The sequence below is a fragment of the Streptomyces sp. NPDC048172 genome, from assembly GCF_043202595.1.
Taxonomy (GTDB): domain Bacteria; phylum Actinomycetota; class Actinomycetes; order Streptomycetales; family Streptomycetaceae; genus Streptomyces.
This window is the reverse complement of sequence record NZ_JBIDAT010000009.1, coordinates 70,152-89,653: the sequence shown is the minus strand read 5'-3', so window position 1 is coordinate 89,653 and position 19,502 is coordinate 70,152. Positions and strand designations below refer to the sequence as shown.

Genomic DNA, 19,502 nt, shown 5'->3' with positions numbered 1-19,502 from the left:
GCGAACGGGGCGGGGTCGAATCCGAGTACGGTGACGTCGATCACTCTCCGACGACCTCTCCGGCGCCCTCCGCAGCGCCCGAACTGGAGGCACCCGTGACCCGACGTCGCGCCACTGAGCCCACCGCAGGCCCGACGGACGCGGACGGCGTATCGGCCGTGGAGCGGGAGCTGTTCGGCGGGCGGCTGCGCTGGGACGACGCGTTCGTCGAGCACGAGGGCGCGGTGGCGCGGCTGCGCTTCAGGAAGATGGCCGCCGCGCTGCCGCGCATGGTGGGCGTCGTCATGCGCGCGGGCTGGGAGACCGACCCGCGCGCGACGGCCGGACTGGTGCTCTCGCAGATCGGCCAGGGGCTGACCGGAGCGTTCGGGCTCGTGGCGGTCAACGGCGTGCTCGCGAGCCTCTTCGCGAACGGCCCGACCGGCGACAAGCTCCAGGAGTCCCTGCCCGCGCTCGTCCTGCTGACCGTCGTCTCCATCGGCACGGCGCTGCTGACGGCCTGGTCGACGGCGATGTCCGGACGGCTGGAGCCCCAGGTCGAGCGGGCCGTCTCGCTGCGCTACTACCGCGCGGTGACGCAGGTGGAGGTCGAGGCGACCGAACGCACCGACATCCAGCGCCACCTGGAGGCGGGGAGGTTCGGCACGGACTCGGCGCGGCGCATGCTCACCCTGACGGTCGGCGTCGCCAACGTCGTGATCAGCATGGTCGCCTCGGCCGTCGTGCTGGCCTCGCTGCACTGGTCGTTGCTGCCGATGCTGCTGGTCATCGCGTTCCCCAAGGGCTGGGGAGCGGTGCGTTCCGCGCGCCGTGAGTACATCTCGCGGCGCCACTGGATCGACCACCGCCGGGCCGTCGTCACCCTCCTCCAGTTCCTGACGATGCCGCACGCCGCGGGCGAGATACGGGCGCACGCCGCGGGCTCGCTGCTGCTGCGCGGGTACGAGGAGATGTCCGGGCTGATGGAGACCGAGCAGCGGCGGCTGGCCCGCGCCCAGGCCCGGACCGATCTCGTCGCCGGGGCGTTCTCGGGGCTGGCGTCCCTGGGCTGCTACGGGGTGCTGTGGTGGCTGCTGACCAGCGGCGGCCTCCCGATCGCCGTGGGCGGCACGGCCGTGATCGCCATCCGCACCTCGACCGGACGGCTCACCTCGCTGGTGCAGCAGGTCAACCGTATGTACGAGGAGATGCTCCAGCTCGGCGACACCGAGGAGGCCACCCGGCTGGCGGCCGAGCACGCCATCCCGCGCACCGGCACGCCGCTGCCCTCGCCCGTACGGGAGGTCCAGGTGCGGGACGTCTCCTTCACCTACCCCGGCGCGACGGTGCCCGCGCTGCACCGCGTGGACGTGACCGTACGGCGGGGCGAGGTGACGGCGCTCGTCGGGGCGAACGGCTCCGGCAAGTCCACCCTCGCCAAGATCCTCGGCGGGCTCCTGCTGCCGGGCGGTGGCGAGGTGTGGTGGGTGGGCCCGGATGGAGAACGCGTAGAGGTCCGCGAGGCCGTGCGCGCCGACGTCTTCCGTTCCGTGGGGATGCTGACGCAGGACTTCCCCAACTGGCAGATGACGGCGGCGGCGAACGTCGCCGTCGGCGCGGGCGACCTTCCCCGGGACATGGCGCGCGTCAGGGAAGCGGCACGCGGCGCCGACGTGGACGAGCTGATCGAGGGCCTGCCGCATGGCTGGAACTCCATCGTCTTCAAGGGGTACGAGCGCGGCGTCCAGCTCTCCGGCGGCCAGTGGCAGAAGCTGGGCACGGCGCGCAGCCTCTACCGGGGCGCGCCGTTCCTGCTGGTCGACGAGCCGACCTCGGCGCTCGACCCGCACGCCGAGATCGAGGCGTTCGACCGGCTGCGGACCCTGGCCGACAGCGGCGTCGCCGTCGTGCTGGTCACCCACCGGCTCGCCGCGACCGCCTCCGCCGACCACATCTACGTCCTGGACCGCGGCCACATCACCGAACACGGCACCCACGAGCGGCTCATGGAGCGCGACGACGGGCTCTACCGCGGCATGTTCGACGCGCAGGCGGCGCAGTACGGGCTCGGCCCGCGCCCGGCGGCGTCCGGGACCAACTGATCACCGTTCAGTGGCAATTTGCCGAACCAATCACTCTGATTCCGGACAAGACAGATATGCACACGGGGCAGTTTTCCCTTGTATTCCTGCCTCCCCCCTCGGGTTTCTCAAGAAGTCGGGGCGGCCCGGTAGTTGACGGTGATCGCGGCGCTCCACTACGTTCCAAGAACCTCCGGGAAATCCGGCGTTCACAAAGGCCGTTGCCCCGGAGAATCCCGTGCGGTCCCCTAAACGGAGGGAAAGAAAAATGAGCGAAGACCTGCTGGAGGACGAATTCTCCCTCGACCTGCGCGTCGGTCACGCGGCGGGTTCGACCAGCTCCGCGGCTGCCACGAACAACGGCGGTTGCGAGACGTCGCGCACCTCGCTGTGCACCGACACCCTGAGCGGCTGCTGCTGACACCTCTCCCCTGAGGTGACGCACATCCGTCACGAGCCACGCGGAGGGCCCCGCGGTCCGCACAGGGGCCTCTGAGCCCTCCGTATGGTCGTTCGCCGAGGGAACAGAAAGTCCGAGAAGGTTGAGAGAGGGAACGGCGCAGCCATGGAGTCCCGTTCCGCGGGGAAAGTGACCGACGACGAGGTCCTGCGGCTGGCCCGCGAGGTGGCCGACCGGCTCCTGGAATCGGCCGGAGCCGCCGCGGAGAAGGCCGATCTCGCCGACGGCGCCCCCGGCGTCGCGATCGCCCTCCGCTACGCCGCCGAAGTCCTCGACGACGACCGCTACTTCACAGCGGGCCGCCGCCACCTGCGGCGCACCGCCGAGATGAGCGCCGCCGAGCCCCTGCGGGCGCCCGGCCTGTACCTCGGCACGGCGGGCGTGGTCTGGGCGGTGACCGAGTTCGCCCGTCCGGAGCCGCGCTACCTCCCGACGCTCGCCACGATGACCGACCAGCTCGCCGAGCAGACGCTGGCGATCCCGCTCCCCACCGCCGCGCGCAGCGTCGCCGCGCACGAGTACGACGTCGTCGGCGGCGCGGCAGGCTGGCTCGCCGCACTCCTCAAGGCCACCGGCGTCCTCGGCGGACCCCCGACGGACACGGTCGCGGAGGCCACCGCCCGCCTCGTCGACTACCTGGCGGAGCTGACCCGGGACGACGGCGACGGACCGCTCCGGTGGTTCTGCGCGCCCTCCCACTTCCCCAGCATCCCGGGCCCCGACGGCGAGCCGACGCCCCTTCCCGGGTACGTGAAGGACTTTCCCGACGGCGTCTACAACCTGGGCTTCGCGCACGGCCCCGGCGGCATCCTCGCGGCCCTCTCCCGCCCCGACGCCGCGCACGGGGACGAGCGGTCGCGCCGCGTACGGCAGGGGGTCCGCGCCCTCGCCCGTACCCTCGACGGGCTGCGCGTCGACGGCCTCGACCGCCCGGCGTGGACCAACCTCCTGCTGCCCCACCCGGACTCCGGGCGCCCCGACCCCGCTTCCCGGCGGATCCCGGCCAGGAGCGCGTGGTGCTACGGCGTGCCCGGTGTCGCCGCGGGCCTGCTTCCGGCCTCGGCGGCCTGCGGCGACCCGGAGCCGACGGACCTCGCCGTGGAGGCGCTGCTCGGCATCGAACGTACGCCCGCCGAGGAGCAGCGCCTCAACTCGCCCACGCTCTGCCACGGGCTGGCCGGGCTGGTGACCGTCTACGGCCGCGCCGCCGCACAGACCGGCGTGCCGGACCTGTGGCGGCTGCGCGACGAGTTCCTGGCGCGGCTGTGCGCGTACGCGGACCCGGACCACCCCTACCTCTTCCCCGACTACGACCCGTGGGGGACGCGGGACCACAACCCCGGCCTGCTGAACGGCGCGTCCGGAGTCCTGCTCACCCTGCTCGGCGCGGTGTCCGACGCGGCGGCCGGGTGGGACGAGCTGCTGTTCCTGACCCCGAGGCAGGACCCAGGCATGGGGGAGAAATGAGCGACAAGACCACCGACACGTACCGCGCCTGCGGCTTCTTCATGCTCAGGGCTCCGGCCCTGCCCGCACGCCCGATGCTCGAACTGCTCGGCTCGCTGCCCGTGGCGGACGTGGTGGATGCCGCGGACGGCACGGACGACTGGCAGGACGCGTACGCGGACCAGCTCCTCAAGCTCTGGGGGACCCCCGGCGTACCGGACGCCGTGCGCGCCGCCTCGCCCCATCTGGCCGACGCCGTCGAGCGGTTCGACACCCTCACCGGCAAGAACAGGCGCAAGGCCGTACGCGGGCTCAGCCGCTACCTGAACCGGATGAGCTTCCGCCCGACGCCGTTCGGCCTCTTCGCGGGCGTGACCTCCGGCGTGTTCGGCGAGGAGCAGCACACGCGGCTCGGGCAGGGCGCCATCGGAACGGCCCGCGCACGCGCCGACTCCGGGTGGGTCATGCACCTGGTGCAGCGGCTCGCCTTCGGCGCCGAGCGCCCCCGCGAGCTGCGGGTGCGGCGCAACGACCTGCTCCATGTCTCCCGCGGCCGGGCGTGGCTGTCCACCGCCGAGGGCTACGGCCAGGACAACAGGCACGGCGCGCACGACGAGGAGGGGAGCGCCACCCGCAAGGGCCGTCGCTCCGTCAGCGTCCGGCTCACCGCGCCCGTACGGACCGTGCTCGACAGCACCCGTACGCCGACGACGCTCGGCGACCTCACCGCGCTGCTCACCGAGGCCTATCCGAGCGCCGGTGCCGAGCGGATCGCGGCCCTCCTCGACGGTCTCCTCGACAGCGACGTCCTCATCACCGCCGAGCGCCCCCGGCTGCTCGTCCCGCCGGCCGGTGCGACGGACCGGGACGGCTCGCTGCTGCGCGCGATGCTGCCGCCCGTCACCGACCCCGCCGTCGCGCGGGCGGTCGACGACGTGGAGTCCGCGATCAGCGCGTTCAACCAGGGCGAACTCCCGGTGGCGGAGCTGCTCGGGGCGGCGAGCGCGCCGGTGCCCGAGGCCGTCGGCGGCCACGCGGGCCCGACCCTCCAGATCGACTCGGCGCTGGACCCGGACGGACCCCTGATCCTGCCCCGGCCCGTGGCCGGACTGGCCGAGGACGCCGTCAACGTGTTCCTGCGCGTGGGCGCGGAGGACGGCTACCCGCCGCACCTCAAGGAGTACGCCGACGCCTTCTCCGAGCGGTACGGCCACCGCTCCGAGGTCCCCCTGCTGGAGGCGCTGACCCCGGAGACGGGCCTCGGCCCGCCGCGTGGCTACAGCTCCCCGGGCCGGACGTACCCGCTGCCCGGCGTCGTCCCGGAGACCGCGGGCCCGAAGGACCCGTCGGACGGATCGCAGGTGTCGTCGCGGGAGGCCGTGCTGCACCGGATGATCACCGGGGCCCTGGCCCGCCGGGAGCCGAGCGTCCAGCTCGACGACCGGCTGCTCGACGAACTCGCCCCGGCCTCGGCCGCCGAGGACGACGGCCGCCCGCCGCTGCCCGTCCTGGACCTCTACCTCAGCCTGCTGGCACCGGGCCCCGCGCGTGACCGCTGGCGCGCTGTCTGCGGCACCTCGGGGGTGGTGATGGGCGGGCGGACGTTCTCCCGTTTCCACGACCTCTTCGACGAGGAGACCCGGTCGTCGCTGCGGGAGCTGGCCGCCGTCGAGGAGGAGTGCCAGGGCGACGCGGTCTGCGCCGAGCTGTCCTCCCTCCCCCAGGAGTCCCGGTCCATCAACGTCCTGATCCGCCCCACCGCGCACACCTGGGAGCTGCCGGTCAACGTGACGCCCGGCCGGGACGAGGAGCGCGTGATCCGGCTGGACGACATCCTCGTCGGCGTGGCCGAGGGGAAGCTCTATCTGCGCAGCCGCTCCCTGGGCCGACGGCTGTACGTCACCGACCGCACGATGCTCAACCGCGCGGGGGCGCCGGACCCCTGCCGCTTCCTGCTGGACGTCTCCCACGCCCTCTCGGCCCCGATCTCGGCGTTCAGCTGGGAAGGCCTGGGATGGACCATGCCGTTCCTGCCCCGGGTCGAGCGGGGCGACCTGGTGCTGCGCCGGGCGCGGTGGCGGCTCCGGCCGGGCGACCTCGCGCCGTACGGGGACGGCCTGGCCGCGTTCGCCGAGTCCGTCGGCGCCTGGGCCGGGACGTGGATGGTGCCCCGCCTGGTCAACCTCGCCCACAACGACAACACCTTGCTGCTCGACCTCACCAGCGCCCCCTCCCTGCGCGAGCTCCGCGACAGCCTGGACCAGGCCCCGGAGGAAGGCGTCGTCCTGGAGGAGGCGCTGCCCGCGCCCGACGAGAGCTACCTGCGCGACGCCGCCGGAGAGCCGTACGTCTCCGAGATCGTGGTGCCCCTCGTCCGGAACGGCCGGGACCCGGGCCGGGTGGCCCGGCACCTCACGCCTCGCCCGGTCCGCGCCACCACGGGGGACCCCGGGGAGCGGATCAAGCGGATCGGCAGCGACTGGCTGGCCGTGAAGCTCTACGCGGAGCCCGACGCCCACGACACCCTGCTGGGCGTCGGCCTGGCGGGCCTCACCGAGCGCCTGGCCGAACGGTACGGCGTACCGGCGCCGTTCTTCCTGCGCTACCACGACCCGGCCCCCCACCTGCGCGTACGGTTCCACGCGCCCGAGGAGTCCACGCGTGCGGACGTGCTGCGCGAGGTCACGTCATGGGCGTACGACCTGGCCAGGGGCGGGCACATCGCGGACCACACCTACGTCAGCTACCAGCGCGAGGTCGAGCGGTACGGCGGGCCCGAACTGATGGGCGACGTGGAGGAGTGGTTCCGGCAGGACAGCGCGGCCGTCGTCCGACTCCTCCGGCACCTGCGGGAGAACGGGACCGGCCTGCCGGACCTGGGCCTGGACGCGGCCGAGGAGCGCGCGGCGCTCGGGGCCCTCACCCTCGACCGGCTCTGCGCCTGCCTGATCCCCGACGGCGGGGCGCGGCACGCCCTCGCCCGCCTCGCGGCGCAGAAGAACGCGGGCGGCGGCCTCCACCGCACCGCGGGACGCGCCCTGTGGACCGCCCGTACCGAGGACGGGCCGGTGCGCGCGCTGCTCGACCAGGCCGCCGCCACCTGGCGTCCGGCCGCCGAGCGGCTCACCGGGCGGATGGACGCGCTGGAGCGCACCGGCGAACTCCAGGACGAGCGCGAGAACATCGTGCTGAGCCTGCTCCACATGCACGCCAACCGCCTGGGCCTGCGCCCCACCGACGAGGCCATGGCCAACGGAGTGTGGCGCCGCCTCCTGGACCGCGCGGCACACGCCGCCGCCTCCTGCTGAGCCGAGCCGTCCCGGCCGGGGGAAAGAATGGACGACATGCGTCCCCTCAGCGGTCTCACCGTCGTCTCGCTCGAACAGGCCATCGCCGCCCCGTACGCCACGCGCCAGCTCGCCGACCTCGGCGCCCGTGTGATCAAGGTGGAGCGGCCCGGCACCGGTGACTTCGCCCGCGCCTACGACACGCGGGTGAACGGCCTCAGCTCCCACTTCGTCTGGGTCAACCGCAACAAGGAGTCCCTGACGCTCGACATCAAGGACCCGCGCGGCATGGACGCGCTGCGCGGACTCCTCGCCGGTGCCGACGTGTTCGTGCAGAACCTGGCCCCCGGCTCCGCCGCCCGCGCCGGGCTCGGCTTCGAGGCGCTGCGGGAGGAGCACCCCCGGCTGATCGTCTGCGACATCTCCGGCTACGGCGCCGACGGCCCGTACGCCGACCGGAAGGCCTACGACCTGATGGTCCAGAGCGAGTCGGGCCTGCTCTCGGTCACCGGCACGGCCGAGGAGATGGCGAAGGCCGGGATCCCCGTCTCCGACATCGCCGCCGGTGCCCACGCCGCCAGCTCGGTCCTCGCCGCGCTCCTCGAACGCGGCAGGACGGGCAGGGGCAGCCATGTCGACGTGTCGATGCTGGAGGCCACCGTCGAGTGGATGGGCTTCCCCCTCCACTACACCTACGACGGCGCCGAGCCCCCGCCCCGCGCCGGTGCCGCGCACGCGACCATCTACCCGTACGGCCCGTTCGTCGCCGGGGACGGCAAGGTCGTCATGATGTGCGTCCAGAACGAGCGCGAGTGGGCGGCGTTCTGCGACCGTTTCCTCGGCCGGGCCGAGCTGGCCGACCACCCGGACTACGCGAGCAACGCGGCCCGCGACGCGCACCGCGAGGCCCTCGGCGAGATCGTCTCCGGGCGCTTCGCCGAGCTGACGGGCACCGAGGCCGTCGAGCTGCTCGCCGCCGTCCCCGTCGCCAGCGCGCGGGTCAACACGCTCGACGAGGTCTGGCACCACCCGCAGCTCGCCGCGCGCGGCCGCTGGCACGAGGTCGGGACCCCGGCGGGCCCCGTACCGTCGCTGGCCCCGCCGGGACCGGTCACCGAAGCGCCCCGCATGGACCCGGTCCCCGCGCTCGGCGAGCACACCCGGGCGATCCTCGGCGAACTGGGGCTCACGGACGGCGAGATCGACACGCTGGTGGCACAGGGCGTCGCATGAGGACGCCGCGCCCCACCCGGACGGGCGGGACGCGGCGGCGGGGGAGCGGGGTCAGACGCCCGCCGAGTCCCTCTCGTACGGGGGTTCCGGCACGGGCTCCGGCTTGGCGGCCGGGGCGTCCTCGCTGAGGCCGAAGCGGTTGTGGAAGCGGCGGAGGGGACCCGGCGCGTACCAGGCGGTGCGGCCCAGGAGGCGCATCGCGGCCGGGACGAGGACGCCGCGCACGGCGAGGGCGTCGATGAGGATGGCCAGGCCGCTGCCGAGGCCGAACAGCTTCATGAAGCTGATCTCGGCGGCGCCGAAGGCGAAGAAGCTCACCGCGAGCAGGACGGCCGCGGCGCTGACGATGCGCCCGGTGTGCCCGAGGCCGTTCACGACGGCGGACTCGTTGTCCTCGCCCAGTTCGTGGAGCTCCTTGATGCGGCTGGTGACGAAGACCTCGTAGTCCATGGAGAGGCCGAAGGCGACGCAGAACATCAGCACCGTCATCGACGTCTCCATCGGCTGCGGGGTGAAGCCGAGGAGGCCGGAGAGGTTGCCGTCCTGGAAGATCCAGGTCATGACGCCGATCGTCGCGCCCAGGCTGATGATGTTGAGGACCAGGGCACGCAGCGGCTGGACGACGCTGCCGGTGAAGAGGAAGAGCAGCACGAAGGTGGTGACGATGATCAGGCCCGCGGCGAGCGGGAGCTTGTCGCCGATGGAGCTGTTGGAGTCGACCAGTTCGGCGTCGCCCCCGCCGACCAGCGGGTGGGTCCCGGCGGGCGGCGCGGCCGCCCTGACGTCGTCGACCAGGTCCTTGGCCGCGTCCGACTTCGGCGTCAGGCCGCTCACCACGTTGAGCTGCTGCGCGCCGGGGCGGCCGAGCGTCGCGTTGCCGGGGGCCGACGGCTTGGCCTGCCCCTTGGCGTAGACCCCGACGCTCGTCTCGACGCGGACGACGCCCCGGAGGCTGGACAGTTGGGCCGCGTACGAGGTCAGCGGCTCCTTCTCCACGCGCTCGTCGATGACGAGGTGCAGGGCCGCGGCGTCGTTGCCGTCGAAGTTCTCCCGCAGGGACGTCGAGACCTGGCGGCTCTCGGCGCTCTCGGGCAGCACGCGCTCGTCGGCCGTGCCGAAGGTGATGCCCAGCAGCGGGCTCGCCGCGGCCACCAGGACCGCCAGCACGGGCAGCGCGGTGAGCGCGGGCCGCCGCATGACCGTACGGGCGAGCCGCCCCCAGCCGGACGCGCCCGCGTCGGCGGACGCGGCGGACGCGCCGGAGGCGCCGGATCCCGCGCGGCCCCGCTTGGCCCACGGCATCCGCCCCTTGTCGATCCGGTGCCCCAGGACGTTCAGCAGCGCGGGCATCACGAACAGGGTCGCGAGGGCCGCGATGAGGACGACGCCGACGCCGGAGTAGCCGAACGAGCGGAGGAAGTACTGCGGGAAGACCATGAGCGCCGCGAGCGCCGCCGCCACCGTGGCGGCCGAGAACGCGACCGTACGGCCCGCCGTGCTCATCGTCCTGCGGACGGCGTCCTCGACGCTCGCGCCCGCCGCGAGCTGCTCCCGGAACCGGTTGATCATCAACAGGGCGTAGTCGACGCCCAGTCCGAGGCCGAGGGCCGTGGTCAGGTTGATCGCGAAGATGGAGACGTCGGTGACGCCGCCGACGAGGGCGAGCTGTGCGAAGACGCCCACGATGGCGATGAGCGCGATGACCAGCGGCAGCAGCGCCGAGACCACGGTGCCGAAGACGACCAGGAGCAGCAGGAGGACGAGCGGTACGGCGATGCTCTCGGCCAGGACGAGGTCCTCGCCGGTCTGCGGCCCCATCTCGTAGCTCACCCCGGCGGTGCCACCGGCCTTGACCGTGAGGGTGTCCTTGTACGAGCCCTTGTAGTCGTCGATGACGCCCTTGGCGTTGTCCTGCTGCTCCGTCTCGCTCCCCTTCACCCGGGCGAGCACCATGGCCTCGCGGCCGTCCTTGGAGCGCAGGTCGGGGCTCTTCGTGTCCCAGTACCCGACCACGTTCTCCAGGTCGCCCTCCTTCTTGAGGTCGGACACCAGGGCCTTGCCGGTCCGTTCGGCGGCCGGGGCGTCGACGCGGCCGTCGGGCGAACGGACCAGCAGCACCAGGTTCGTCTCGCCGCCGAACTTCTCGTCGATGACGTCCCTCGCCTGCGAGGACTCGGAGGACGGGTCGTCGAACCCGCCCGCCTGCAGCTTCGTGAAGGCGGTGGCGCCCACGGCGCCGAGGAGGGCCACGGCCACGACGGTGACGATCAGTACCAGCCGCGACCGGCGGATCGCCAGCTCGGCTATGCGTTCGAACACGCACTTACTCCTTTGGAACTCGCGGTGGAAGACATACGGCGGGATGGGTCCGGAGCGCGGCGCCTCGCTCCTCCTCCTCTTCGCCGTCGCCGACGTTAGCGGTGTGCGAAGGAGTTGAGCAGTGTGAGATTTTTTTAACGGGTGAACGCGAGGATCTCCCGCGCCACGGCCCGGGGGTTCTCCTCCGCCAGCCAGTGCCCCGACTCGGGGATCTCCACGGCGCGGACCACCTTGGGCAGCAGCGGCTTCAGGGTCGGCTTGGTGGAGGCGAGCGAACCGGTCGCCGTCAGCAGCAGCGTGGGGGTCTCCGGGCGGGCGGCCGCGGTGTTGTCGCGCTCGTCCTCGTCCAGGTTCCGGTAGAGCTCGAACCCGGCCCGCAGGACGTCCGGGCGGCTGTACGTACGGGCGTACTCGGCGGTCTCGGCGCGGGAGAAGGGCGGCTCGGTCCTCGTACCGCCGAACGCCGAGCCGCCGTGGGCGACCTGGGTGGAGAAGGCCGTGATGTAGTCGCGCACGTCGCCCCTGCCGTCGACGAGCTTCTCGGGGATGCCCTGCTGGCTGTTGAAGGCCATGTGCCAGGAGAACGTCCGGTACCGGTCGGCCGGGAGCGCCGGGCCGGGGAGCGGATAGTCCATGTGCACATAGGAGGTCACCTGGCGCGGGTACTGCGCGGCGTACTGGAAGCCGACCCCGGCGCCGAGGTCGTGCGCCACCAGGTCGAAGCGGTCCAGCCCGATCCGGTCGCGCAACAGGCCGTGGACGTAGCGCGCGAGGGTCTTCTTGTCGAAGCTCGACGGGCTGCCCTGGCTGTCACCGAGTCCGGGCAGGTCGAGGGCGTAGACGGTGTGGTGCCGGGCGAGCTTCGGCATGATCTTCCGCCACTCGTACCAGGTCTGCGGCCAGCCGTGCAGCAGCACCAGCGCCGGGCCGCTGCCGCCCGTGACGTAGTGCATGCGCACGCCGCGCACCGTCGCGAACCTGTGCTTGAACGTCGCGTTGAACGCCGCGTCGTGCCGGGTCGCTGCGTCGTACGAGGAGGAGTGCGCGGCGGTCGGGGCGGGCGTCGCGGCGGCGCCGTCGAGCGTGCTCCACCCGACGGTGCCGCCCACGGCGAGGGAGAGGGAGAGAGCGCCGGTTCCGAGGAGGAGGCGGCGACGGGAGAGGGGGGTGTGGCTGCGGGTCGGTGTCATGGCGCCATCCTGAGCGGGTTCCTTGCGAACCCGTCTCATTTTTTGCAGGATTGCAAATCACCCTGACGCGGGGGCCCGAGGTGAAGGAGCCGATAAGTGACCGACGACGACGCGGTGCTGGAGAACGTCGGCCCGAGGCTGCGCGGCTTCCGCAAGGCCCTCGGCATCACCCTCGCCGACCTGGCGGAGCGCACGGGAATCACGCCGAGCACCGTCTCCCGGCTCGAACGGGGGCTGATCCGGCCCACGCTGGAGCAGCTCCTGCCGCTCGCCCGCGCCTACGCGGTGCCGCTCGACGAACTCGTCGCCGCACCGGCCACCGGCGACCCGCGCGTCCACCTGCGCCCGTTCCGCAAGCACGGCCTGACCTTCGTGCCGCTGGGCCTGAAGACGGGCGGCCTCCAGGCGTACAAGGTGATCTACCCGCCCGTCTCCCAGCTCCCGCCGCCCACGTTCCACACGCACCCCGGCCGGGAGTGGCTCTACGTGCTCCAGGGCACCGTCCAACTCGTGCTCACCGGCACCCGGACGGAGCTGAAGGCGGGCGAGGCCGCGGAGTTCGACACCAACGCGGCCCACTGGATCGGCAACGCCCGGGACGACATGCCCGCGGAGACGCTCGCCATCTACGGCCAGCAGGGCGAACGCGTCCACATCACGGACGTCTGAGCCCCCCGCCGTTCCTAGGGAGCCTCGACGGCCGAGATCCGGTACTTGCTCACCTCCGCGTCGAGGACTCGGGCCGTCTGCTCGGCCTCCGGGCCCTCGCCGCGGAAGCGCGCGAGCACCTCGTCGGACTCCCACCGCTCGTACACATTGATCCGCCCCGGCTCGACCGGGTCAGGCGACAGCGCGAAGTCCAGGCACCCGGCGGCGGCCCGGGCCTGCTCGATCACCTCGGCGCATCCGCTCAGATAGGCGTCGCGCTCCGCGGCTTCCACCCGCAGCGTTCCGGCGATGACGATCATGTGTGCTGCTCCTCGCGTCGGGGACCGGTCGAGGAGACCGACCACGACGGCACGCGGAACTCATCGGTGCGAGCAGACACCACCTACGCTGTCGCCCATGACCAACGGGGACATGCGATACGGACATTGCACCGTGTGCGGCGCGCACGAGGTGTTCCGCGGCGAGTACACGGCGCAGGGCGCGCTGCGGCAGTCGGGCTCTCTCCTCGGCAAACAGCCCGTCTTCGACGCCTACGTCTGCGCGGCGTGCGGCCACACCCAGCTCCACCTGCGCCTGGAGGGCCGCATGGCCTCGTACGTCCAGCGGAACCTGCAGTGGATCCCGCCGTATCAGGGCACGTGATCAGGAGTGGCCGAGCACCGGGTGTGGTCGGTACGGGGCTTCGAGGTGGGTGGTCTCCTCCGGGGTGAGGGGGACGTCGATGGCGGCGATGGCGTCGGCCAGGTGGGAGAGCTTGGTCGCGCCCACGATCGGGGCGCTCACGGCCGGTCTGCCGAGGAGCCAGGCCAGGGCGATCCGCGCGGGCGGCAGTCCGCGGGCGGCGGCGACCTCGCGCACCGCGTCGACGACGTCGAAGTCGGCGTCGGTGTACATCTCCTCGGCGATCTCGTCGCTGTCCGAGCGGGCCGTTGACCGCGCGCCGCCGCGCTCGCGGGAGCCGGTGAGGAGCCCGCGCGCCAGCGGGCTCCAGGGGACGCAGCCCACGCCCTGGTCGAGGCAGAGCGGGATCATCTCGCGCTCCTCCTCGCGGTAGGCCAGGTTGTAGTGGTTCTGCATTGACACGAACGGCGTCCAGCCGTGCCGCTCCGCGACGTGCTGGGCCTTGGCGAACTGCCAGGCGTACATGCTGGACGCGCCGATGTAGCGGGCCTTGCCGGAGCGTACGACGTCGTGCAGGGCCTCCATCGTCTCCTCGATCGGGGTCTCGTGGTCCCACCGGTGGATCTGGTAGAGGTCCACATGGTCGGTGCCCAGGCGCCGGAGCGAGCCGTCGATGCTGGAGAGGATGTGCTTGCGCGACAGGCCGCTGTCGTTGGGCCCGTCGCCCACCGGGAAGTAGACCTTGGTGGCGAGCACGTAGTCGTCACGGCGGGGGAAGGCGGCGCGGAGCAGCCGCCCGGTGATCTCCTCGCTCACCCCGTCCGAGTACGAGTCGGCGGTGTCGAAGAACGTCACCCCGGCCTCCGCCGCCCGCCGTACGAAGGGTTCGGCGGCCTTCTCGTCCAGCAGCCACGCCCACTGCGCGGGATCGCCGTAGCTCATCATGCCGAGGCAGATCCGCGAGACCTTCAGCCCTGTCGAGCCGAGCCTGGTGTACTTCATGACGGTTCCTTCCGGGGCGTGCGTGCCTGGGGCCGCGCCTGCTGATGGACCGCGATGCCCGCGGCGACCAGCGCGATGCCCGCCAGGTCCGGGACGGTGGGGCGCTGGGCGAGCACGATCAGCCCCACGGCGGTGGCGGTCGCGGGCAGGATGGTGAGCATGAGGGCGAACGTGGAGCGGCGCAGCCGGGCCATGGCCAACTGGTCCGCCACATAGGGGATGACGGAGGAGCACAGGCCCACGCCGACACCGGCCAGCAGCCAGACCGGGTGCGTGAACGCCTGCCACGCCTGCCCGATCCCGGCCGGGGTCGCGACGAGCGCCGCGCAGACCATGGCGACGGCGAGCCGGTCGATGCCGCCCGGCCGACCCCGTACCCCCGGGGCGGGGGCGGCGTTCGCGGCGCGGTGGCCGAGCACCACGTACAGCACGAACAGCGCGGAGTTCGCGAACGCGTAGCCGAACCCCAGCGGTTCCCCGGTGAGCCTGATGTCGGTCAGGACGAGCACGCCGCCGACGGCGAGGCAGAGCGCCAGGACGTTCCGGACCGTACGGGCGCCCGCCGCGGCCAGTCCGATGACGCCGAGGAACTCGATCGCGGCGACCGTGGAGAGCGGGAGCCGCGCCACGGCCAGGTAGAACACCGAGTTCATCGCGGCCAGCACCAGCCCGAGCCCGGCCAGGTCCCGCCACTGCCCCCGCGCGGGCCGTACCCTCGTCCGCCACGGCCTGCGCCACAGCGCGAGGACGACGGCCGCCCCGGCGATCCTGAGCCAGGCGACCCCGAGCACGTCCAGGTGGGCGAAGAGCAGCACGGCCAGCGCCGGGCCGACATAGTGGAAGACCGCGCTGACCCCGAAGAGAACCGGCGCCGGGACCGAGGAGGCCGGGACCGGGACCGTCGCAGTGCGGGTCATGAGGGGTATCTTGCAGGCCACAGCAGCCGAACTGAATGTCTGTTTGAAGCCCGGGGGCGCGGGATGCCTGGAGAATCAAGGCCGAACGACCAGAAGACCTACAGCGAACGAACCAGGCTCCTCGACGCCGTCAACGTGCGCCTCCTCGGCGAGCTCCACGACGACCCGCGGCTGTCCATGTCGGAGCTGGCCCGCCGCGTCGGGATGTCGGCGCCCGCCGTCACCGAGCGGGTGCAGCGCCTGGAGCGGCTCGGCGTCATCACCGGCTACCGGATGGAGGTGGACCCCGCCGCGCTCGGCATGCCGGTGACGGCGCTCGTCCGCGTCTCCCCGGGCCCCGGCCAGCTGCCGAACGTCGCGAAGGCCGCCGTCGACACCCCGCAGGTCGTCGAGTGCCACCGGATCACCGGCGAGGACTGCTTCCACCTCAAGGTCCACGCGCCGTCGATCGAGGACCTGGAGGGGATCCTCGACGCGTTCCTGCTCTTCGGCCGTACGACGACGTCGATCGTCGTCTCGACCCCGGTGCCGCCGCGCCCGCTCCCGGTGTCGCTCTCCCACCGGTAGGCCCTCACGGCCCTCGCGGCCCGCGCGGCCCTCGCTCAGCCGATCCGGCGGTCGCGCCCCGCGAGGAGACCGGCCGCGAGCTGCGCCAGCATCAGCAGCGCCATGAGGACCAGCGGGGCCCGCCAGCCGCCGCTGTGCTCGTAGAGCGCGCCGACCAGGACCGGCCCGGGGATCGACAGCAGATAGCCGGTGCTCTGCGCGAACGCCGACAGCCGCACCACGGTCGCGCTGTCCCTGCCGCGCATCCCGATCATCGTGAGCGCCAGCGGGAACGAGCAGTTGGCGACCCCGAGCAGACACGCCCACAGCCACGGAGCGGAGGCGGGCGCCGCCCACAGCCCCGCGTACCCGGCGAGGCCGAACAGCCCGATCGTCACCGCGATCCCGCCCTGGTCGCGCAGCCGCCCGGCGACGGCCGCCAGCGCGAAGGAGAGGGGGATGCCGAGCACCGAGGTCACGGCGAAGAGCAGGCCCGCGGTCCCGGCGGAGAGCCCGGCGTCGCGGAAGATCTGCGGCAGCCAGCCGATGACGACGTACGCGGCGGTGGCCTGCAGCCCGAAGTACACGGCGAGCGCCCAGGCGGTCGGGCTGCGGGAGAGGCGCGTACGCGCGGTGGCGGTGGCGGTGGCGGATGTCGTGGGCGCTGAGGCGGCAGTTGGCGGTGCCTCGCCCACTCCGCCCGTACGGTCGCGCGCGAGGGCGAGCCAGGGTGGTACGGCGACGAGCGCGAGCAGCGACCAGATCCCCAGGCCGCCCCGCCAGTCGCCGCCGAGGGCGCCGCCGAGTGCGCCGGAGAGCGGGACGGTGACGGCGGCGGCTGTGGAGGCGCCCGCGTTGAGCGCCATCGAGTAGAAGCCGGTCATCGCGCCGACCCGGTCCGGGAACCGCCGCTTGACGACGGCGGGGAGCAGCACGTTGGCCAGCGCGACCCCGGCGAGCGCGACGGCACTCAGGGCGAGGAAGAGCGCGCCGCTCCCCGGCAGCGGGCGCAGGGCCAGCCCGGCCGCGAGCGTGACCATGGCGGCCGTCAGCACGGCGTCGGGCCCGAAGCGGTGCGCCAGGCGCGAGGCCGAGAAGCCGACGAGCGCGAAGCAGACCGCGGGCAGGGAGGTCAGCAGCCCCGCGGTGGTGGCGCTCATCCCCAGGTCGGCGCGGGCCTCTTCGAGCACGGGGCCGACGCTGGTGACGGCGGGCCGCAGGTTCAGCGCGGCCAGCATCAGGGCCACGGGCGCGAGCAGGCGCACCCGGCCGCCGGGGGCGTGGACCCCGAACTGCCGCGCCTCCGCCGGGTACTGGGCCGCCAGGCCCTCACCGGACGCCGCCTCACCGGACACTTCCTCACGGGACACCCCCGCATCGTATAATCATGGGATGAGTCTCCGTCCAGTCCCGCGGCCGAGCGGGCTCTTCGACGGGGTGGTCGCGCGGCTGCGGCAGCAGATCACCTCGGGGGCCTGGCCGGTGGGCTCCCGCATCCCCACCGAGCCCGAGCTGGTGCGCCAGTTGGGCGTGGCCCGCAACACGGTGCGCGAGGCCGTGCGGGCGCTCGCGCACAACGGTCTGCTCGACATCCGCCACGGCTCGGGCACCTACGTCGCGGCGACCAGCGAGCTGGCCGAGGTGATGCGGCGCCGCTTCGAGGCGGCCGGGCAGCGCGACGTGATCGAGGTGCGGGGCGCGCTGGAGGCCACCGCCGCGCGGCTGGCGGCGGAGCGCCGTACGGAAGAGGACCTGCGCAGGCTCGACGAGGCGTTGGAGCGGCGGGAGCGCGCCTGGGAGTCCGGCGACCGCGACGCGTTCGTGGACGCGGACGCGGGATTCCACCTCGCGGTCGTCGCCGCCTCCCACAACGAGGTGCTGGCGGGGCTCTACGCGGACCTCGCCCAGGTCGTACGGGCCTCGCTGCGCAGCCACTTCGACGACGCGTCCCTGCCGCCCGGGCAGTACATGGACCACGCCCGCCTGCGCGACGCGATCCGCGCCTCGGCCCCCGAGGAGGCGGAGGCCGAGGCCGCGTCGTACACGCCGGGCCCGCCCCGGGACTGACCGGCCGGCCGCGCGCGATTGGCGGGCCGCGTCCCCGGAATCCGCCGCGGCTGGCGGTGGTCCGTACGGCCGGGGGGACGCGACGATCAAGCGGATATCGCGGTCGTGCGGTGAAGAACGAAGGACATCCGAGGACAGGCACAGGCGCAGGCTCAGGCGCCGCGTTCGCCTTCCGTTTTCCTCGGAGAAGGAGAAGAAGAATGCGAGCTGCCCGCTTCCACGCCAGGGAAGACCTCCGTATCGAAGAGGTGCCGGAGCCCAGCCCCGGGCCCGGGCAGGTGAAACTGCGCAACGCCTTCGCCGGTATCTGCGGCTCCGACCTCCACTTCTTCTTCCACCCCGAGTCGCTGCCGTTCTCCCTGGACGAGCCGCACCCGCTGACCGGTGCCACGCTGCCGCAGATCCTCGGCCATGAGTTCTCCGGCACCGTCGTGGAGGTCGGCGAGGGCGTGACAGACGTCCGGGTCGGCGACCGCGGCGCCGTCTATCCACTGGCGGTCTCCTGCGGGGAGTGCGCCGCCTGCCGCGAGGGCCTGCCGTTCTCCTGCCGGCTGATGGGCGCGCTCGGGTCGAACGTGGAGGGCGGCGGCCTCTCCGCGTACACCACGCTCGACGCGTCGAAGCTGCATGTGCTGCCGGACGGGGTGGACCTGCGGATGGGGGCCCTCGTGGAGCCGATGGCGGTGGCCTGGCACGCCGTCGCGCGCGGTGGCGTCGAGCCGGGCGGCTCCGCCCTCGTCGCGGGCGCCGGGCCCATCGGCATCGGCGCCTGGTTCGCGCTCAAGGCCCGTGGCGTGGAGAAGGTGCTGGTCTCCGAGCCGAGCGCGGACCGCCGCGCGACCCTCGCCGCGCTGGGCGCACGGGTCGTCGACCCGGTGAACGAGGACCTCGCGGCCGCCGTCGCCTCGCTCACCGGCGGCGAAGGCGTGGACGTCGCGGTGGACGCGGCGGGCGCGGGACCGGCGGTCACCTCAGCCCTGGCGGCCCTTGCCCCCGGCGGCCGCCTGGTGGTGGTCGCGCTGCACGAACAGTCGATGGACTTCCAGCCCACGCAGCTCATGATGGGCGAGACGGAGATCGTCGGCGCGGTCGGATACCGCCCCGAGGAATTCGACGAGGTCATCGCCGCCATGGCCGACGGCGTCTACGACACCACCGGCTGGGTGCGGGAGCTACCACTGGACGACGTCGTCACCGCGCTCCACTCGCTGCGAGGCGGCGTCGGCGGAAAGATCCTCCTCCAACTCACCTGAGGGCCCCGGCGGCTGACCATTTCCGACGGCTGGCCGTCTCCGGTGGCTGATCGCCTCCGGCCGCCGGCCGCCTGCGGCAGTTGGCCGTTCCCCCGGCCGCTGGCCGCCTGCGGTGGCTGACGGCCTCTGGTGGCTGGCCGTTCCTCGTGGTTGGTCGCCTTCGGCGGTGGTCCGTCTCTGGTGGTTGGCCGCCTGCGGTCGTTGACCGCCTGCGGCAGCTGATCGCCTTCGGCGGTTGGCCGTCTCGGGTGGCTGGACCGTCTCCGGGGGTGGACCGTCTCGGGTGGCTGGCTGCCTCCGGTGGCGGACCGTGTCTGGTGGGTGGCCGTCCCCGGTGGCGGGCCGCCTGCGGTCGTTGACCGCCTGCGGTGGCTGATCGCCTTCGGCGGTTGGCCGTCTCCGGTGGCTGATCGCCTCCGGCCGCTGGCCGTC

The 19,502-nt window shown here is 73.1% G+C and carries 16 protein-coding genes; 10 read left to right on the top strand and 6 right to left on the bottom strand.

Annotation, left to right across the window (positions count from 1 at the left end):
• Nucleotides 1-95: 95 nt before the first annotated feature.
• From ACGF3A_RS34285 to ACGF3A_RS34265, 5 genes are all read left to right on the top strand, one after another.
• Nucleotides 96-2,081 (top strand): ATP-binding cassette domain-containing protein, encoded by a 1,986-nt coding sequence (locus ACGF3A_RS34285; RefSeq protein WP_393734351.1) that lies wholly within the window; start codon nt 96-98, stop codon nt 2,079-2,081.
• 247 nt (nt 2,082-2,328) lie between these two features.
• Nucleotides 2,329-2,481: a hypothetical protein gene (locus tag ACGF3A_RS34280; RefSeq protein WP_393734349.1), complete on the top strand. Its 153-nt coding sequence runs from the start codon at nt 2,329-2,331 to the stop codon at nt 2,479-2,481.
• Nucleotides 2,482-2,625: 144 nt separating this feature from the next.
• Nucleotides 2,626-3,987, top strand: a complete 1,362-nt coding sequence (locus ACGF3A_RS34275) for a lanthionine synthetase C family protein (protein ID WP_393734348.1) — start codon at nt 2,626-2,628, stop codon at nt 3,985-3,987.
• A complete protein-coding gene (locus tag ACGF3A_RS34270) occupies nt 3,984-7,274 on the top strand; it encodes a lantibiotic dehydratase (RefSeq protein ID WP_393734347.1) in 3,291 nt (1,096 codons plus the stop codon). The genes ACGF3A_RS34275 and ACGF3A_RS34270 overlap by 4 nt, the downstream gene beginning before the upstream one ends.
• Before the next feature lie 36 nt (nt 7,275-7,310).
• A complete protein-coding gene (locus ACGF3A_RS34265) occupies nt 7,311-8,486 on the top strand; it encodes a CaiB/BaiF CoA transferase family protein (protein WP_393734346.1) in 1,176 nt (391 codons plus the stop codon).
• Between the two features lie 51 nt (nt 8,487-8,537).
• Here the strand turns inward: ACGF3A_RS34265 and ACGF3A_RS34260 are convergent, their stop codons facing one another.
• Nucleotides 8,538-10,805 (bottom strand): MMPL family transporter, encoded by a 2,268-nt coding sequence (locus ACGF3A_RS34260; RefSeq protein ID WP_393734345.1) that lies wholly within the window; start codon nt 10,803-10,805, stop codon nt 8,538-8,540.
• 134 nt (nt 10,806-10,939) lie between these two features.
• The gene (locus ACGF3A_RS34255; protein ID WP_393734344.1) at nt 10,940-11,995 is read right to left on the bottom strand and encodes an alpha/beta fold hydrolase; all 1,056 of its coding nucleotides are present in this window, start codon (nt 11,993-11,995) and stop codon (nt 10,940-10,942) included.
• Nucleotides 11,996-12,091: 96 nt separating this feature from the next.
• On the opposite strand from ACGF3A_RS34255, the gene ACGF3A_RS34250 reads away from it, so the two are divergent.
• Nucleotides 12,092-12,664 (top strand): helix-turn-helix domain-containing protein, encoded by a 573-nt coding sequence (locus ACGF3A_RS34250; RefSeq protein ID WP_393734343.1) that lies wholly within the window; start codon nt 12,092-12,094, stop codon nt 12,662-12,664.
• A 14-nt stretch (nt 12,665-12,678) separates the two neighbouring features.
• Here ACGF3A_RS34250 and ACGF3A_RS34245 read toward each other — a convergent pair whose 3' ends face one another.
• Nucleotides 12,679-12,963 carry a putative quinol monooxygenase gene (locus ACGF3A_RS34245; RefSeq protein ID WP_393734342.1) on the bottom strand — a complete coding sequence of 95 codons (285 nt, stop codon included), beginning with the start codon at nt 12,961-12,963 and terminating at the stop codon, nt 12,679-12,681.
• Nucleotides 12,964-13,060: 97 nt separating this feature from the next.
• Between ACGF3A_RS34245 and ACGF3A_RS34240 the strand changes: the two genes are divergently transcribed.
• Nucleotides 13,061-13,306 carry a hypothetical protein gene (locus ACGF3A_RS34240; RefSeq protein ID WP_393734341.1) on the top strand — a complete coding sequence of 82 codons (246 nt, stop codon included), beginning with the start codon at nt 13,061-13,063 and terminating at the stop codon, nt 13,304-13,306.
• On the opposite strand, the gene ACGF3A_RS34235 is transcribed toward ACGF3A_RS34240, so the two are convergent.
• Nucleotides 13,307-14,287 (bottom strand): aldo/keto reductase, encoded by a 981-nt coding sequence (locus tag ACGF3A_RS34235; protein ID WP_393734340.1) that lies wholly within the window; start codon nt 14,285-14,287, stop codon nt 13,307-13,309.
• Nucleotides 14,284-15,204: a DMT family transporter gene (locus ACGF3A_RS34230; RefSeq protein WP_393734339.1), complete on the bottom strand. Its 921-nt coding sequence runs from the start codon at nt 15,202-15,204 to the stop codon at nt 14,284-14,286. The genes ACGF3A_RS34235 and ACGF3A_RS34230 overlap by 4 nt, the downstream gene beginning before the upstream one ends.
• A gap of 63 nt (nt 15,205-15,267) precedes the next feature.
• On the opposite strand from ACGF3A_RS34230, the gene ACGF3A_RS34225 reads away from it, so the two are divergent.
• A complete protein-coding gene (locus tag ACGF3A_RS34225; RefSeq protein ID WP_393734338.1) occupies nt 15,268-15,771 on the top strand; it encodes an Lrp/AsnC family transcriptional regulator in 504 nt (167 codons plus the stop codon).
• Nucleotides 15,772-15,806: 35 nt separating this feature from the next.
• On the opposite strand, the gene ACGF3A_RS34220 is transcribed toward ACGF3A_RS34225, so the two are convergent.
• On the bottom strand, nt 15,807-17,120 hold the full coding sequence (locus ACGF3A_RS34220) for a CynX/NimT family MFS transporter (RefSeq protein WP_393734337.1): 1,314 nt from the start codon (nt 17,118-17,120) through the stop codon (nt 15,807-15,809).
• Between the two features lie 22 nt (nt 17,121-17,142).
• On the opposite strand from ACGF3A_RS34220, the gene ACGF3A_RS34215 reads away from it, so the two are divergent.
• Together ACGF3A_RS34215 and ACGF3A_RS34210 are read left to right on the top strand one after the other, a co-directional pair.
• The gene (locus tag ACGF3A_RS34215) at nt 17,143-17,817 is read left to right on the top strand and encodes a FadR/GntR family transcriptional regulator (RefSeq protein WP_393734336.1); all 675 of its coding nucleotides are present in this window, start codon (nt 17,143-17,145) and stop codon (nt 17,815-17,817) included.
• A 200-nt stretch (nt 17,818-18,017) separates the two neighbouring features.
• On the top strand, nt 18,018-19,070 hold the full coding sequence (locus ACGF3A_RS34210; protein WP_393734335.1) for a 2,3-butanediol dehydrogenase: 1,053 nt from the start codon (nt 18,018-18,020) through the stop codon (nt 19,068-19,070).
• The last annotated feature ends 432 nt before the right edge of the window (nt 19,071-19,502 follow it).

Excerpts from the sequence above, each read along its gene's own strand:
- ACGF3A_RS34280 (WP_393734349.1), top strand. The coding sequence starts at position 2,329 with ATGAGCGAAGACCTGCTGGAGGACGAATTCTCCCTCGACCTGCGCGTC.
- ACGF3A_RS34275 (WP_393734348.1), top strand. The coding sequence starts at position 2,626 with ATGGAGTCCCGTTCCGCGGGGAAAGTGACCGACGACGAGGTCCTGCGG.
- ACGF3A_RS34270 (WP_393734347.1), top strand. The coding sequence starts at position 3,984 with ATGAGCGACAAGACCACCGACACGTACCGCGCCTGCGGCTTCTTCATG.
- ACGF3A_RS34265 (WP_393734346.1), top strand. The coding sequence starts at position 7,311 with ATGCGTCCCCTCAGCGGTCTCACCGTCGTCTCGCTCGAACAGGCCATC.
- ACGF3A_RS34255 (WP_393734344.1), bottom strand. The coding sequence starts at position 11,995 with ATGACACCGACCCGCAGCCACACCCCCCTCTCCCGTCGCCGCCTCCTC.
- ACGF3A_RS34245 (WP_393734342.1), bottom strand. The coding sequence starts at position 12,963 with ATGATCGTCATCGCCGGAACGCTGCGGGTGGAAGCCGCGGAGCGCGAC.
- ACGF3A_RS34240 (WP_393734341.1), top strand. The coding sequence starts at position 13,061 with ATGACCAACGGGGACATGCGATACGGACATTGCACCGTGTGCGGCGCG.
- ACGF3A_RS34235 (WP_393734340.1), bottom strand. The coding sequence starts at position 14,287 with ATGAAGTACACCAGGCTCGGCTCGACAGGGCTGAAGGTCTCGCGGATC.
- ACGF3A_RS34230 (WP_393734339.1), bottom strand. The coding sequence starts at position 15,204 with ATGACCCGCACTGCGACGGTCCCGGTCCCGGCCTCCTCGGTCCCGGCG.
- ACGF3A_RS34225 (WP_393734338.1), top strand. The coding sequence starts at position 15,268 with ATGCCTGGAGAATCAAGGCCGAACGACCAGAAGACCTACAGCGAACGA.
- ACGF3A_RS34215 (WP_393734336.1), top strand. The coding sequence starts at position 17,143 with ATGAGTCTCCGTCCAGTCCCGCGGCCGAGCGGGCTCTTCGACGGGGTG.
- ACGF3A_RS34210 (WP_393734335.1), top strand. The coding sequence starts at position 18,018 with ATGCGAGCTGCCCGCTTCCACGCCAGGGAAGACCTCCGTATCGAAGAG.